Consider the following 15,412-nt stretch of genomic DNA (forward strand, 5'->3'; position numbering starts at 1 on the left):
CCTGCGCCTGATCAGCCCTTGAGCCAGGGGCGCGGGCCGCCCATGACGTGCAGGTGCAGATGGTGCACTTCCTGGCCGCCTTCGCTGCCGGTATTGACCACGATGCGGAAACCGCCATCGGGATAAGGGTTGCAGCCCTGCTCCATCGCCAGTTTTGGCGCCAGCGCCATCATGCGGCCCAGCAGGGGTGCATCCTCGGCACCAACCTGGGCCATGGAGCGGATGTGCTTCTTGGGAATCACCAGGAAGTGCACGGGCGCACCCGGGTGAATGTCATGAAAGGCGAACAGTTCCTCGTCCTCATACACCTTGCGCGAAGGAATCTCCCCCTTGGCGATGCGGCAGAAAATGCAATTGGCGTCGTGATCGTGATCGTGATCGTGATCGTGGTCGTGGTCGTGGTCGTGGTCGTGGTCGTGGTCGTGCATGGTCTCTTGTATCTCTACGGTTCGGTACTCCGGGCGCCCTGCCCATGACCCGGGAAGCCAGAAAGCAGGCAATGGCGTCGCCCCCTGCGGAGGCTACCCCTTATTCTCGTTGAATCGCAGCGTCTGCTTGACGCCAAGGTGCTCGCGGTTGAGCTGCAGCCATTGCTGGCCGCGCTCGCGCCCCAGCTCGAACAGCTTGCGCACCATGCCCATGTCTGCGCGCACCTTGCTCGAGGCGCCAAAGGGCTTGAGCACCGAGCCGCCATCGATGCGGTGCATCAGCACATGCTTGTAGCGCTCGGGGTCCAGGCGCTTTTGCTCCAGCAGCTTGACCACGAACTCGATGGCCCGCAGCTCGGCCAGCAAGCTGGCGTTGAAGGTTATTTCGTTCATGCGGTCCATGATCTCGCGTGCCGTATCGGGCGAGACATCGGACTCCTTGGGATTGATCTGCACCAGCAGGATGTCCCGGCTCCTGGTCTCGTAGATCAGCGGATACAGGGCCGGATTGCCCGAAAACCCGCCGTCCCAGTAGCACTCTCCGTCAATCTCCACCGCCTTGAACAGCTGCGGCAGGCAGGCCGAAGCCATGATGGCGTCTGCCGTCACCTGCTCGCCCTTGAAGATCTTGCCGGCGCCCGTGCGCACATTGGTGGCGCAGATGAAAAGTTTGGGCACCACGCTGGGGTGCTCGGGATGCGCCAGCATCTCGAAGTCCACCACCCGGGTGAGCAACTGGCGCAGCGGGTTGATATTGAGTGGATTGGTCTGATAGGGCGACAGAAACTGGTTGAGCACGCCCATGAACTGCTTGCTGCCCGGCAACGGCGCGGCCCAGAACATCTTGCCCACGCTGCCCATGGTGCCCACGCCCTCCCACAGCTCGCGCAGAGACTGGCGCGCCAGCTGCCGCCCCAGGTAACGGGCATCGTCCACCTTTTTTTCCTGCGCGGCCGCCTGCGCGAAGCCATGGGCCAGCGCCACGGCATTCATGGCACCGGCGCTGGTGCCGCTGATGCCTTCGAAGATCAGGCCGTCATCGTCGAGCAATGCATCCAGCACGCCCCAGGTCAGCGCACCATGCGATCCCCCACCTTGCAGGGCCAGGTTGAGGGTATGGGAAGTCTCTGCAGCCATGGCACGATCCTGTGAAGGTTGAGGAACCAGGTAAGGGGCTTGGAACTGTCGCTACGAACGCACAGCGGACATATCCAGCGAATCTGCGCAATTTCCGCAGCTTATCCAGCACTGCGAGCATTGCACAGGCCCGGCACCCGTGTCAGCCTGCCGTTCCGAATCTGTTGCAGTGCAGCAAAACCGCTTGCAAAAACAAAAAAGCCCCGGCCGTAAAGCAGGGGCTTGGGTGTCTGGCAAGTTCTGCTCAGGGCTGGATCGCACGATTCTTGTTCATGGCGATCATGCCGCTGACGATGCGGTAGAGGAACCAGATGGAGATCAGCACCCAGGCGGGGTTGAAGATCAAGAGGCCCAGCAGGAAGAACGGGAAGGTCACGGCATAGAGCACGATGGCCCAGAGCACGCTGCGCAGGCGCCAGGAGAAATGGCTCTCCTGCCAGGTGCCGCGCGCATCGTCGCGCTTGACCAGATCGATGACGACTGCAATCAGCAACAGCAGCACACTGACCTGCGCGCCCGGCAGCACTGCGGCCACGGCCACGATCAGGTGCAGCAGATAGCTGACCCAGCCCCAGGCCTTCAAGCCCTCGACCTCGGCAGAGCCGCTGCTGTTTACATCGATGATGTCGCGATCGTCATTCATGCGCTTCCTCCTTATTGCTTGGCCGCCCCTTCCTGAGCAGCGCGTTCCTGGGCCTTGCGCAGGGCTTTTTCCTCCAGACCGCTGGTGCCCTCGCGGCGCTCCAGCTCGGCCACCACCTCTGCGGGTGTCAATCCGTAGTGCGACAACGCAATCATGGAGTGAAACCACAGATCCGCCACTTCATAGAGGATCTTGCCCTTGTCCGCGCCATGATCGACATCCTTGGCGGCCATGACCACTTCGGTTGCCTCTTCGCCGATCTTCTTCAGAAAGGCATCGGGCCCCTTGTGCAGCAGGCGCGCGACATAGCTTTTTTCGGGATCGCCACCGTTGGCGACCTTGCGGCTTTCGATCACGGCAGCCAGACGGGCCAGTGCGCCCTCGACCGACGCGGTGTTTTGTTCAGACATGACTTTATTTATAGATGGAAGCAGGATCTTTCAAGACCGGATCGACAGCCAGCCACTGTCCGTCCTTGAAAACGCTGTAGAAGCAGGAGTGGCGACCGGTATGGCAGGCAATACCGGGATCATGCCCCTCTTGCGTGATCTTGAGCAAAACCACGTCGTTGTCGCAGTCGATGCGCATCTCATGCACGGTCTGCACATGGCCGGACTCCTCGCCCTTGAACCACAGCTTGTTGCGCGAGCGGCTGAAGTAGACGGCACGCCCGAGCTCGGCGGTCTTCTCCAGTGCCTCACGGTTCATCCAGGCGAACATGACCACGTCGCCGCTGCTTTGCTCCTGTGCAATCACGGGCACCAGCCCCTGCGCATCCCATTTGACTTGATCGAGCCAGCTCATTGCAGACCTTTGTTTTGTATAGCTGCCAGCGCAGGCTGACAAACAATTTCAACCACAAAACATACGGAAAGCCGCTTGTAGCCTGCGCAAGCTGCTCTCAAAATAATCTTATAAACGCACGGGAATGCCACGTGCGCGCATGCATTCCTTGGCCTGCTGCACGGTGTATTCACCGTAGTGGAAGATGCTGGCGGCCAGCACGGCATCGGCGCCGCCAATGGTCACGCCATCGGCCAGATCTTCCAGATTGCCGACACCGCCCGATGCGATCACGGGCACGGCCACGGCATCGGCCACGGCACGCGTGAGCTTCAGATCGAAGCCGCTCTTGGTGCCGTCCTTGTCCATGCTGGTCAGCAGGATCTCGCCGGCACCACGCCTGGCCATCTCCTCGGCCCAGCGCACCACGTCCAGCCCCACGTTCTTGCGCCCGCCATGGCTGTACACATCCCAGCCCGGCCCCATGGGTGTGCCGCCGGGGCCGATGCGCTGCTCGTCCTCTGGCGTGCGGCGTTTGGCGTCGATAGCCACCACGATGCATTGCGCGCCGTACTTGTCGCTGCAGGCATTGATGGTGTCCGGGTTGGCAATGGCGGCGGAGTTGAAGCTGGTCTTGTCGGCTCCGGCATTGAGCAGGCGGCGCACATCTTCGACGCTGCGCACGCCACCGCCCACGGTCAGCGGAATAAAGACCTGCGAAGCCACGGCCTCGATGATGGGCAGGATCAGGTCGCGACCATCGCTGGTGGCCGTGATGTCCAGAAAAGTCAGCTCATCCGCACCCTGGGCGTTGTAGCGTGCGGCAATTTCCACCGGGTCGCCCGCATCGCGCAGCTCCAGAAAATTGACGCCCTTGACCACGCGGCCGCCGGTCACGTCAAGGCAGGGAATGATGCGTTTGGCAAGCATGGACCAGTCTCGGAATATCTACGAACAAGGAGGCCAAAGATACCACGGCATCGCCGCTGCCCAGGGCATCTGCCGACGGCGCCCCCTTGCCGCTGCCATGGCATTGCCACCCGGCCACAGCCATCGCATCGCGAGTCAAACCTGCTCGATTTGAAACGTTTCAACTGAGCAGCAGCCCCTATACATAAAGCGGCACAAAATCCCTGCGCTCCCAATTGAATAACAGCAAACACAGAGCAGGCTTCAGGATTTATTGTTTTCAGCCGCAATTCCTTCCTTGATCAATATTCCGGCTGCGATTAATGGTCGCACATAGGACCATCGCCCACTCCTGAGCAGGCATGCCACTGGCGATCCCAAAGTAAAGGCACTGATATTCTCAATGCGCGGCCTCCACACCTGCGAGAAGCTGCACTGCCGAGAGCGGCACACGTCTGAATGACAAGCAAAGCTATTGCAGACTATGCTTCGGCAAGCTGCCTGATGTCAGGGTTGACAGCAATGCAAAGCAGTCTCGCCCGGGAAGCGAAATACCTTAAATATTGTGTATAAAACCCCAATTCGGAATCCAAATATTCATAGCGTAAAAAGATGTTTCTTTTTACGCTGCTTTCTTGTTCGGATTGTTTTTGCTAGTGAAACTATGAAAAAAATAAATCAATAGTTTTTAATACTGTGACAGTGTTGCATCCCTAAATAATTGACCGAACCCGGAAACCCATCCCGTTCGATGACTGTATTGAGGCACAGGTGATCATCATGGATATGAGACGCCAATATTTCGGTACCGACGGAATCCGTGGGCGGGCTGGGTATTTCCCCATCACGCCGGACTTCGCTCTGCATCTCGCCCATGTCGTCGGACGAATGCTTCATCGCAACGAAGAGCGCCCGACGGTGCTGATCGGCAAGGACACGCGCATCTCAGGGCATATGCTCGAAAGCGCCTTGGTGTCAGGCTTCAATTCCTCTGGCGCGGATGTGGTGCTGCTTGGGACGCTGCCTACACCGGGGGTGGCCTATCTCACGCGGGCCTTGCGGGCCAGCCTGGGAGTGGTCATCAGCGCCAGCCACAACACCTTCGAGGACAACGGCATCAAATTCTTCAGTGCCAAAGGCACCAAGCTGCCCTACGTCTGGGAGGTAGCAGTCGAGCAAATGCTGCTCGATGAGCCGCATTGGGTCCCGGCGATCGCACTCGGAAAGACCCAGCTCCTGGAAGACGCCGCCGGTCGCTATATCGAGTTTTGCAAGAGCACTTGCGACCATGCATTCACCTTGCGAGGACTGAAGATCGTGGTCGATGCCGGCCATGGTGCGGCCTATCAGATAGCGCCCATGGTCTTGCATGAACTCGGGGCCGAAGTGGTGGCCATAGGCTGCGCTCCCGATGGCATGAATATCAACCAGGGGGCCGGAGCCGCACATCCGGAGCTCCTGGCCACGACAGTTTCCGGTTGCGGTGCAGATTTCGGCATTGCCCTGGATGGCGATGCGGATCGCCTGCTGGTCGTCGATGCCGCCGGGCGGCTCTATAACGGGGACGAGTTGCTGTACCTGATCGTCGCCGACCGCCTGGAGCATGACGAGAGCATTGCGGGCGCCGTGGGCACGCTGATGACGAATATGGCGGTGGAACGGGCATTCGGGGTGCTGGATGTGGACTTCATGCGCACCAAGGTCGGCGACCGCTATGTGCTTGAGGAACTCAGCCGCAGGGGCTGGACCTTCGGCGGCGAGGGGTCAGGCCATCTGCTGATACTGGATCGGCACAGCACGGGCGACGGTCTGGTGAATGCCCTGCAGATATTGCAAGCCTGTGTGCGCACCGGCCGCACGCTGTCGCAATGGCTGCTGCCGGTGCAGCTCTACCCCCAGGCCTTGCTCAATGTGCACTGGTCGCCAGACCGGGATTGGCGCAGCAATGCCTTGCTGGCACGAGTGCAGGCACAGGTCGAGGCCGAGCTGGGCTCTACCGGGCGTGTGCTGGTTCGTCACAGCGGCACGGAGCCGCTGCTGCATGTGATGGTGGAAGCGCAGGATGGCGATCAGGCCAGTCGCTGTGCCGAGCGACTGGTCACGGCTGCCAGAGACGGTTAGCCCGTTGATGCGGTCGCGCCGCTCATGCTGCAGACAAAGCCGGCACCGATGGCGACCAGCATGAGGAGCTGGCTGACATACCCGAAGCAGCGCGTGAAAGATGATTTTGAGCAGGTACGAATGAAGAACGTCTGATACCAATTGACTCAAAGGGAGAACGCAATGAATCAGGACTCCGAGGCTCTTCACGCCAAGCCAGACATCGTGCAGTTGCTCATCGTGTCCGGGACCAGGCCCGAAATCATCAAGCTGGCCCCTGTCTATCACGCACTGAAACAGACGCACTGGGCGCGCCCCATCTGGCTGCACACCGGCCAGCATGGCGACATGGCCGCGCAAATGCTGGATTGCTTTCATATCCAGCCCGATCATGTACTGCAAAGGCAAGGAAGCTCACTGCTGGAATTCGCTACAGGCTGCCGGACTCAACTGGAGTCCGTGCTCACGGATACGAGCTGTGAGGCAGTGATCGTGCAGGGCGACACAGAAAGCGCGTTTCAGGGGGCATTGGCCGGCTTCTACCTCAAGGTGCCCGTCGTCCATGTCGAGGCCGGCCTGCGCACCTACAACCTGCACCGACCTTTTCCGGAAGAAGGCCTGCGGCAGATGATAGGGCGCATCGCCAGCCTGCATCTGGCCCCCACCCTCAGAGCCCAGCAGGCACTGGAGCGCGAAAACGTGGGCAAGGAAAAAATCGAGCTCACCGGCAACACCGTCGTCGACGCCCAGCTCTGGGCCAGCCAGCATCACCACATCCATCGCCGCATGCAGGGCCGAGGCCATATCCTGGTGACCATGCACAGGCGAGAGAACTGGGGCCCCGATGTGGACCATGTGTGCGAAGCCATTGCCGATATCGCGCGCGAGTTTCCCCAGATGCCGGTGCTGTTTCCGGTCCACCTCAATCCGGTGGTCAAGGAGCCCGTATACCGGCTGCTGGGCGGACTGCCCAATGTCAAGCTGACAGAACCGCTGGATTACCTGGCCATGCAGCAGGCCCTGGCCGATGCCTGGCTGGTGCTGACCGATTCCGGCGGACTGCAGGAGGAGGCGCCGACCTTCAAGGTACCTGTGCTGGTCTTGCGCGACGAGACCGAGCGTCCCGAGGTTCTGGAAGCCGGTTGCGCCGCCTTGGTTGGGGCTGACAGAAGCAGGATCGTTCAGTCCGTGCGCCACCTGATGCATGACGATGCTGCCTACCGGAGCATGCAGGCCAGCAGCAACCCGTTTGGTGACGGGACTGCAGCACAGCGCACCGTAAAAAGACTGCACCAGATGCTGAGGCCTGATCAAGCTGACCTGGCACAGAAAGCCGCAGAAAGGACGCCTCATGTCCTGGCTTGACCTGTTCACCGGATACCTCTATGTCCTCAAGAGCATCGCCATCGTCATTGCGGTAGTGATCTTCATCAGCGGACTGGACGATCTGTTCATCGACCTCTTTTACTGGGGGCGGCGCACCTGGCGTGCACTGACCGTGTACTCGCGCCATGAGCAGATGAATCACAAGGCCTTGCTCGGGGTGGACGAGAAGCCGCTGGCCATCATGGTGCCCGCCTGGCAGGAGCATGGCGTGATCGGCAAGATGGCGCAGCTGGCGGCAACCACGCTGGACTATGAGAACTACCACATCTTCATCGGCACCTACCCCAACGACCCCCAGACCCACGCCGATGTGGAGCAGGTCAGAGCCCATTTCCCGAATGTGCACAGCGTGGTCTGCGCACGCCCCGGGCCGACCAGCAAGGCCGACTGCCTCAACAACGTGCTCGATGCCATCTTCCAGTTCGAGCAGCGCTCGGGCATCGAGTTTGCAGGTTTCATCCTTCACGACTCGGAAGACGTGCTGTCCAGGTTGGAGCTGAGACTGTTCAACTTTCTCGTGGATCGCAAGGATCTGATCCAGCTGCCGGTCTACCCCCTGGAGCGGCCGCTGCGCGAGTTCACCGGCGGGCATTATCTGGACGAGTTTGCCGAGCTGCATGCCAAGGACATCGTGGTGCGCGAGGCCCTGGTGGGTCAGGTGCCCAGCGCCGGGGTCGGCACCTGCTTCAGCCGCCGCGCCATCACGGCGCTGCTGGAGATGGGCGACGGCGTGGCCTTCGACACCCAGAGCCTGACCGAGGACTACGACATCGGTTTCCGGCTCAAGCAGCTGGGTATGCGCGAGATCTTCGTGCGCTTTCCCGTGCACGATGCGGACCAGCCTGCCGACCCTGACCAGCCACGCCGCCCCGGGCGCAGCGCGCGCGAAGCCAGCGTCATCTGCGTGCGGGAGTTCTTCCCCGATACGCTGAATGCGGCGGTGCGACAGAAGTCCCGCTGGATCACGGGCATCGTGATCCAGGGCTTCAAGACCCTGCGCTGGACCAAGAGCGGCGTGCTGAACTATTTTCTCTGGCGTGACCGCAAGGGAGCTCTCACCAATTTCGCCAGCTTTCTGGCCATGCTGCTGGCGATGCAGCTGATTGCCATCTGGCTCTACCAGCGCCTGGTACCGGACAGCTACCGGTTTCTCTCCATCTTCCAGGGTGACTGGTGGCTGTATGCGCTGCTGGCCGCGAACTTCGTGCTGATGCTCAACCGCATTGCCCAGCGCATGTTCTTCGTCACCAGCTACTACGGCGTCGTCCAGGGATTGATGTCGCTTCCGCGCCTGCTATGGGGCAATTTAGTGAACTTTCTGGCCAACTGGCGGGCCATCGCCCAGGCGCTGCAGGCCAAGGATATCCGGCGCATGGCCTGGGCCAAGACCGACCATGACTTCCCCATGCTGGGAGAGGGACCCCGACTGCGCCAGCCCCTGGGACAGATACTGATCGCCCAAGGCGCCTTGACCGAGAGCCAGTTGCAGGAAGCGCTGTTGCGCCCCACTCCCGGCCTGCGCCTGGGCAGTGCGCTGGTGCACAAGGACCTGATCAGCACCGCACAGCTGGCCGCTGCAGTGGCCCAGCAAGCTGGCGTTTCCTGGGAGTTTCTGGGAGAGCCCCTGATCCCCGACGAGATCGCGGCGCTGCTGCCGCCACATCTGGCACTGCATTACAGCGTGGTGCCGCTGCGCGAGGAGGGAAAGACGCTGGTCCTGGCCAGCGAGTCGGTCATAGACCCGGTCTCGCACGCGGCCCTGGAGCGCAAGCTGGAGAGGCCTGTGCGCTACCTCATTGCCCCCAAGGGAGAGGTCACGGTCGAGCTGCGGCGTCTGTATGCAAGACAGCATGGGGAGCCGGCTCGCGAACTGCTGGCCTGGGCCGTGGAGCGCAAGCGCGTATCCGCCGAACAGGCGAAAGAGCTGTGGAAATTCTATGTGTCGCGGCAGCTGATGCTGGGCGAAGTGCTTCAGGCCCTGGGCCGCATCGACACGGCCGTGCTGAATGCCTTGCTGCTCAGACAGGAGCAAAGCGACGACAGCCTGGGCCTGTTCCTGGTGAACCAGGGGGCGTTGACACAGGCAACGCTGGATGAAGCACTACGACTGCAGCAACAGCTGCAGGTCACCATGGCGCAACTTTTGCGCCGCCTTGATGCCGCCCCGATCGTGTCTGTTGCTGCTTAGGTGCCAATATATGAAGCTTTCTCGTCCTATTCTGGTTCTTTCCCTGGCATGCGCCACCCCATACGATGGTCTGGCGCAGACGGTGGATCTAGGTCCGGATATCACTCCCAGACAGCGCTTTCAGGTCTACCCCCGGATCGACAAGGCGTATGAGGCCATGGCGCGCGGCGATGGCCAGCGCGCCATCTCCGAGCTGCAGCAGGCTCAGCGTCTGGCACCGGACAACACCGAGATCGCCTTGCAGCTGGCGGCAGCCCATCGCCGCTTTGGCCAACCCGCACAGGCCGAAGCCGTATTGAAAACCCAGCTTCAGCGCCATCCTGGCGATGCGCGTCTGGCCCAGGCTCTGCGCGACATGCATCAGGGAGCCGTTCCAGCCAGACAGCCCGAGTCTCAAGCTCTGCCCGCTCCTGCGGCCAAGGAGCCGCCGAAGACGCCAGGCACGGCCACGCCTTCAGCAGCGACAACACAGGAGCCGGCAAAGGCGGCGGCCTCGACAGCGGACACCACGCCGCGCCCGCGCAAGAGCCCGGCTGCACAGGCAATGCCTGCTGGTTACGCCAAGGCCAGCCAGGCCTATGCCGCCACCGAGCGGCGCGACTTCGCCACGGCCTTGCCTCTGGCAAGGCAGGCCGTAGCTGCGGCCCCCGGGCATCTGGACTACCAGCGCCTGCTGGTCTATCTGCTGGTGGAGAACGGGCGCTTCGACGAGGCTGAGGCCCGTGCAGCAAGACTGGACAACGTGAAACAGCTGCAGTCAGATGCCGATTGGCAGATGCTGCGTACCTCCATACGCCAGCGCCAGGCTCTGCGCCCTTTCGAGCAAGCCTTGCAGGCCCGCGAGCAAGGCGATATGGCCAAGGCCCTGCGCCATGCCGAGTCCAGCGTGCGTCTGGCACCGCAGGCGCTGGCGCCGCGCCTGCAATGGCTGGGCCTGCTGCTTCAGGATGGGCAGGCGGCCCAGGCACAGCGTGTGGCAGAGCAAGGGCTGGCGCTGCAGCATGATCCTGCACTGCAGGTACTGCAGGGCGTGGCCCTGCATCTCCAAGGTCGCGGCATGGCCTCCGAACAGGCTTTCGACGCAGCGCTTGCCGCCCCCCATCTGTCGCGGTCGGAGCGGCAGAACTACGGCGTGATAGCCCTGGATGCAGCGCTGGCCGCCGGCCAGACAGAACGAGCCCAGCGGCTGGTGCAGGCGCTGGAGGCGGACAGCAATGCCGACGTCAACAGGCGCCGGGAACAGCTCAAGACGCTGCGCTCCTCAACCATGTCACGCAGCTACGAGCTGCCGCTGCCCCTGGTCAACTGCTTCAGCGCCGGCGATGTGCCCGGCTGCGAAATCTGGCCCGGTCAGCAAGCGCCGGACCCGGCATACAAAGTCGCACATGAGGCCTATCAAGCCTACAGCGATGGGCAATATGCCTTGGCGGCAGACAAGGCCGCTGCTGCGATACAACTCAACCCCGGACAACTGCCCTATCGCCAGTTGCGCCTGCAGGCATTGCTGGCTGCAGGCCAGAAGGCACAGGCACTTGAGGAGGCCGATCAAACACTGCAGCTTCAGCCCGATGCAGTCGAAGTGCTGGCCTTGCGCAGTCGTCTGCGTCGCGAGCAGGGTATGACCGAGGCTGCCAACGCCGATGCACAGACGGCCTTGCAGATGGGCGGCCTGTCCCTGTCCAGCGAGGTGGATCTGCTGCTTCAGCTAGGGCGGCGAGACGAGGCGGCAGCACGCTTTGCCCAGGCCACCGCAGAGCCCGAGATGCAGCAAAGCGCCGACCCCAATCTGGCCTATCTGGCCGTCCGCGTGGGGGACGATCGCAGTGCCTTGTCCATCTTCAACCGCGCACGTGACCAGAGCCGTCTGCCTGACACGGCACTGCGCGATGGAGCCTACGCGGCCAGCAGGCTGGCCGAGAACGATCAGTCCATCGACTACTTCAAGCAGGCCATTGCCGCAGCACATGACGGCAGACTCGCCATGACGCCGCAGCAGCTGTATGAGACGCGGCGTGAAGTTGCCGACCGGGACCGCTCCTGGGGCATCAACACGTTGCTAGGCTATCGGGGCATTTCCCTGGGCGCGGCGGGCGCCCAGCCCGGCCTCTATGGCGACGTGGCCCAGCTCGTCAGCGAGGTGTACTGGCGCCCGCAGAAGTTCGGCGACGGCCGCTTCTGGGAGGTGTACGGAGGCGCTGCACAAACGGTCTACAGCCGCCACGATGTGCCCACGGGCGGAGAGACCACCCAGGGTGCCATCGGTATTCGAGCCAAGCCGCTGAGCGATCACAACCTCATACTCGCGGCCGAACGGCGCGTGCGCATCGGCTCGCTGTCCAGCAACGACTGGTTGCTGCGCATGGGATATTCGGGCGGCATGGGCACCGACCTGCGCGTGGATGTGCCCAGCTGGAACACGTTCAATATGTACGCCGAAGTGGGCCGTTTTATTCATCGCAAGCAGAACTACGCGACGTTCGAAGCCCAAGCAGGGCGCAGTTTCCGAATGGGGGGGGGCGACTCAAGACTGGTGCTGTTTCCGCATGCAGTCCTGGGCGCTGATTACAACTCTGAACGCACAGCCTCGGGCAAGCAAAGCTCGGTTGGCGCTGGCGTTGGTGTGAGCATGCGTTTCTGGTTCCGCGAGGACCGTGACCATGCGCCCCGCTCCTACCTCGACCTCTCCCTGCAGTATCGCGCCCGGCTTGCCGGGGACGACAGAGGGAAAGGCGTGTTTCTACGTGCCGCCTTGGTGTTTTGAGATGGCACGCCTTTAAGGCCCGAACCCATCGCCATTCTTAGAGTTTATGGAGATGGTGTTGTTCGACACTTTTTCTTTCTGCACTCCAGAAAGGAGACTCTCATGCACTCCCATGATCAAAGGCAGGCCACGCGCGCGCTGCTCGCGTTGGCGCTGCTGACCTGGGCCAACTGGACCCTGGCCTCCAACGTCATGCCGCCGCCATTGCCACCTGGGGCCTCCCAGATCCGCATGGATGTCGGTGCGTCCCCCGTAGAGCGCAAGCGCAACGAACGCGCGCACCACCACAAAGGACATTTCAAGAAGGATTTCACACGGGATGACACGCTGGACGAGCCGCCTGTCAAACCTGGCAACCCCTCCCCCGGCAATCCGCCGAAAGGCAAGCCCAATCCGGGCAGTCCATTCCGTGACCAGTAGCAATAAGCCTCACCGTGTAATGATCTCAGGAGAGTCTCATGAAAACCCTAGGACGCCTTCTTGGGGCATGGCTGCTGGCCATGCTCTTTGCGAGCCCTGGCGCCTTTGCGCAAACAGGTCCCCGCACACTGATCCTTTATGACGCGCCGCCCAATACGGCCTACACCAAGCTCGGCATGGGCTATGCCATCATGCTGCGCAATCTGCTGGGACATTTCGACAGCAAGGTCGATATGGTCGCGGTGCAGAACTACACGGCAGGGCAGCTCAGCGGCTACGACGCCACGTTCTATCTGGGCGCGTATTACGACAACCCGGTTCCTGCCGCCTTCATGACCGATGCTGCCAACTCGAGCAAGACCATCGTCTGGTTCAAGTACAACCTCTGGCAGTTTGCCTGGGATCCGGCCTACGGCTTCCAGTCCCGCTATGGCTTCAACCTGACGGCACTGCGCGGACTCAATGCCGCTCCGACATCAAGCAACACCACACCGGGGTTCTTCGACACCATCACCTACAAAAGCCTGCCCTTTGTCAAATACTACGCATACGACAGCAGCACTGGCGCCGTGAATGCGGATCCCGATGTGGGGCTGACGGCCATCACCGATACCACCAAGGCCCAGAACCTGGTCTCCATGTCCAATCCAAAGACCGGCGAGCAGGCGCCCTATGTGGTGAGGTCGGGCAACTTCTGGTATGTGGCGGATCTGCCCTTCAGCTATATCGGACCACGCGATCGCTATCTCGTGCTGGCAGACATGCTGCATGACATGCTGGGGGTGAACCATGCCGAAAGCCACAAGGCCATGGTCCGTCTTGAAGATGTGAGCGCCTTGGTCAGTGTGACGGCAATGAAATCACTGACGGACTACCTCTACCAGCAACGGATCCCGTTTTCGATTGCGACCATTCCGTACTACAAGGATCCTCTTGGCGTCTACAACTCGGGAGTGCCGATGCAGGTGCCCATGTCACTGGCGACCAATCTGAAGAGAGCTCTCAACTACGCACTGGTGCGCGGCGGCGAAATCGTGATGCATGGCTACACACACCAGTACAGCAATGTGCGCAATCGCTATACGGCCGTGAGTGGCGATGACTACGAGTTCTGGGACATTGTCAACAACAAGCCCGTGCCGGAAGACTCGACATCCTGGGCGTTGGGACGTTATCGAGCCGGCCTGCTGGAGCTGTCTCTCAATGGATATCGCGCGACAGCCTGGGAAACCCCGCACTACCAGGGCTCGGCGCTGGCATCCAAGGCCAGTACGCAGGTCTTCCCCAAGACTTATCAACGCGTGGTGTACTACACCGCAGACAAGCCCAATTTCACTGCATCGGTGGAGAAGGATTTTGCTGTGGGCCAGATCTTCCCCTACCCCATCCAGACCGACTACTACGGCCAGAAGGTGTTGCCGGAAAGCCTGGGTAACATCGAATACGACATTCATCAGATCGACCCGACTTCCTCCTTCAACTACACATGGCAGGACATTCTCACCAATGCCCAGTATGTGAAGACGGTACGTGACGGCTATGCCTCGTTCTTCTTCCACCCGTTCTGGCTTGAGCCGCAGGTTGGAACCCCTGGCCTGGCGGACTTCAAGAGCCTTGTCAGCGGCATCTCCAATCTGGGCTTCACCTGGACGGTTCCGAGTCAGCTGCCATGAAAGAAAAGCGCTTTCTCCGAAAGGAGAAAGCGGCTCGATCCATAGATATGACGATGGAACAATGCACCAGACGCGAGGCACTGGGCCTGGCCTGGGCGCTGACCTGCAGCCTGCCCGAGGCACAGGCCAAGCCCGGCCTGCGTCTGCCTGGCATGGTCTGGCAGCCCAGTGCCGGCACGCTACGCCCTCAAGGCACATGGCAACGCCTGGGCATCCGCCGCCTGCTGGTGCAATGGACGGCCGTGGACAATCTGAGCCTGGTGCCCGGCACTTACCTGCCCTCCATGAGCCGCAATCTCCCGGACTGGGAGCGCATCGCGGCCGAGCCCTGGGCGCAGGAGCTGATTCTCGGCCTGGCCGGCATGCATGACGAGGCCAAGGCCCGCGCCAGTCTCGCGGATCTGGCAATGCAGTCCTATGCCTTGAAGGCAGCGATCACAGCGCTGCCACTGCGGGTTGCCGGCTGGTACTTCCCGGTCGAAGTCGATCCGACCTGGGCTGCGCCCAGTCTTCTCACCGAGGTTCTCAACAAGCTGCCGCGTCCGCTGTGGATCAGCGCCTATGACAATGCCAACATGGGTCCCCAGGCGCTGGTTGACTGGATCATGCGCTGGATACCTGAAGATGTGGGCGTGTTTTTCCAGGATGGAGTTGGCGTGCACGCGCGCACTCCCAGCGTGGCACGCGAATACCTGCAGATGCTGACCGCCCATCTGGGCCTGGCGCGGGTGCGGGTGATTGCCGAAGCCTTCCGGCCTGCGCCGGGCGGCGGCTTTCGCAGCGCCATGGCAGAGGAGTTTCTGCCGCAGCTGACGGCCTATCAGGGCTGGACGGTCTTCGCCTTCGACGGCCCGCATTATCTGAACCCGCCTCTGGTCGATGCCTTGGCGGATGCCCTGGGCAGCAAACCCCGCTGAGCCGCCTTCCGCCCTGCTACTGCGGCTTGGGCCCATGGAGCCGGCGACAGGATTGAACAGGCTGGCG

The 15,412-nt window shown here is 61.7% G+C and carries 13 protein-coding genes; 7 read left to right on the forward strand and 6 right to left on the reverse strand.

Going from position 1 to position 15,412, the window contains the following annotated elements; all coding sequences use genetic code 11:
* Nucleotides 1–11: 11 nt before the first annotated feature.
* The 6 genes from CTATCC11996_RS05800 to hisF all read right to left on the reverse strand — a co-directional run bounded on the left by CTATCC11996_RS05800 (nt 12) and on the right by hisF (nt 3,921).
* Nucleotides 12–428 carry a histidine triad nucleotide-binding protein gene (locus CTATCC11996_RS05800; RefSeq protein WP_003074049.1) on the reverse strand — a complete coding sequence of 139 codons (417 nt, stop codon included), beginning with the start codon at nt 426–428 and terminating at the stop codon, nt 12–14.
* Nucleotides 429–521: 93 nt separating this feature from the next.
* Complete coding sequence (locus CTATCC11996_RS05805) at nt 522–1,565, reverse strand: patatin-like phospholipase family protein (RefSeq protein ID WP_003074052.1); 1,044 nt, start codon at nt 1,563–1,565, stop codon at nt 522–524.
* A gap of 244 nt (nt 1,566–1,809) precedes the next feature.
* Complete coding sequence (locus CTATCC11996_RS05810; RefSeq protein ID WP_003074054.1) at nt 1,810–2,208, reverse strand: DUF4870 family protein; 399 nt, start codon at nt 2,206–2,208, stop codon at nt 1,810–1,812.
* Between the two features lie 11 nt (nt 2,209–2,219).
* A complete protein-coding gene (locus tag CTATCC11996_RS05815) occupies nt 2,220–2,618 on the reverse strand; it encodes a phosphoribosyl-ATP diphosphatase (protein WP_003062137.1) in 399 nt (132 codons plus the stop codon).
* Nucleotides 2,619–2,622: 4 nt separating this feature from the next.
* The gene (gene hisI / locus CTATCC11996_RS05820) at nt 2,623–3,054 is read right to left on the reverse strand and encodes a phosphoribosyl-AMP cyclohydrolase (protein ID WP_255413073.1); all 432 of its coding nucleotides are present in this window, start codon (nt 3,052–3,054) and stop codon (nt 2,623–2,625) included.
* A gap of 66 nt (nt 3,055–3,120) precedes the next feature.
* Nucleotides 3,121–3,921 carry an imidazole glycerol phosphate synthase subunit HisF gene (gene hisF / locus CTATCC11996_RS05825; protein WP_003058607.1) on the reverse strand — a complete coding sequence of 267 codons (801 nt, stop codon included), beginning with the start codon at nt 3,919–3,921 and terminating at the stop codon, nt 3,121–3,123.
* 765 nt (nt 3,922–4,686) lie between these two features.
* Here hisF and glmM point away from each other — a divergent pair.
* The 7 genes from glmM to CTATCC11996_RS05860 all read left to right on the forward strand — a co-directional run bounded on the left by glmM (nt 4,687) and on the right by CTATCC11996_RS05860 (nt 15,345).
* The gene (glmM, locus tag CTATCC11996_RS05830; RefSeq protein ID WP_003074055.1) at nt 4,687–6,021 is read left to right on the forward strand and encodes a phosphoglucosamine mutase; all 1,335 of its coding nucleotides are present in this window, start codon (nt 4,687–4,689) and stop codon (nt 6,019–6,021) included.
* Between the two features lie 162 nt (nt 6,022–6,183).
* The gene (gene wecB, locus CTATCC11996_RS05835; RefSeq protein WP_003074056.1) at nt 6,184–7,365 is read left to right on the forward strand and encodes a non-hydrolyzing UDP-N-acetylglucosamine 2-epimerase; all 1,182 of its coding nucleotides are present in this window, start codon (nt 6,184–6,186) and stop codon (nt 7,363–7,365) included.
* The gene (gene nfrB, locus CTATCC11996_RS05840) at nt 7,352–9,574 is read left to right on the forward strand and encodes a cyclic di-3',5'-guanylate-activated glycosyltransferase NfrB (RefSeq protein ID WP_003074057.1); all 2,223 of its coding nucleotides are present in this window, start codon (nt 7,352–7,354) and stop codon (nt 9,572–9,574) included. The genes wecB and nfrB overlap by 14 nt, the downstream gene beginning before the upstream one ends.
* A 10-nt stretch (nt 9,575–9,584) precedes the next feature.
* A complete protein-coding gene (locus CTATCC11996_RS05845) occupies nt 9,585–12,335 on the forward strand; it encodes an NfrA family protein (RefSeq protein WP_003074058.1) in 2,751 nt (916 codons plus the stop codon).
* 102 nt (nt 12,336–12,437) lie between these two features.
* Nucleotides 12,438–12,755, forward strand: coding sequence for a hypothetical protein (locus CTATCC11996_RS05850; protein WP_003074059.1), 318 nt, complete (start codon nt 12,438–12,440; stop codon nt 12,753–12,755).
* 38 nt (nt 12,756–12,793) lie between these two features.
* Entirely contained in the window at nt 12,794–14,428 is a 1,635-nt protein-coding gene (locus CTATCC11996_RS05855) for a DUF2334 domain-containing protein (protein WP_003074060.1), read from the forward strand.
* 47 nt (nt 14,429–14,475) lie between these two features.
* Entirely contained in the window at nt 14,476–15,345 is an 870-nt protein-coding gene (locus CTATCC11996_RS05860; protein WP_003074062.1) for an alpha-amylase family protein, read from the forward strand.
* Nucleotides 15,346–15,412 lie beyond the last annotated feature (67 nt).

This window comes from Comamonas testosteroni ATCC 11996, assembly GCF_000241525.1.
Classification (GTDB): domain Bacteria; phylum Pseudomonadota; class Gammaproteobacteria; order Burkholderiales; family Burkholderiaceae_C; genus Comamonas; species Comamonas testosteroni.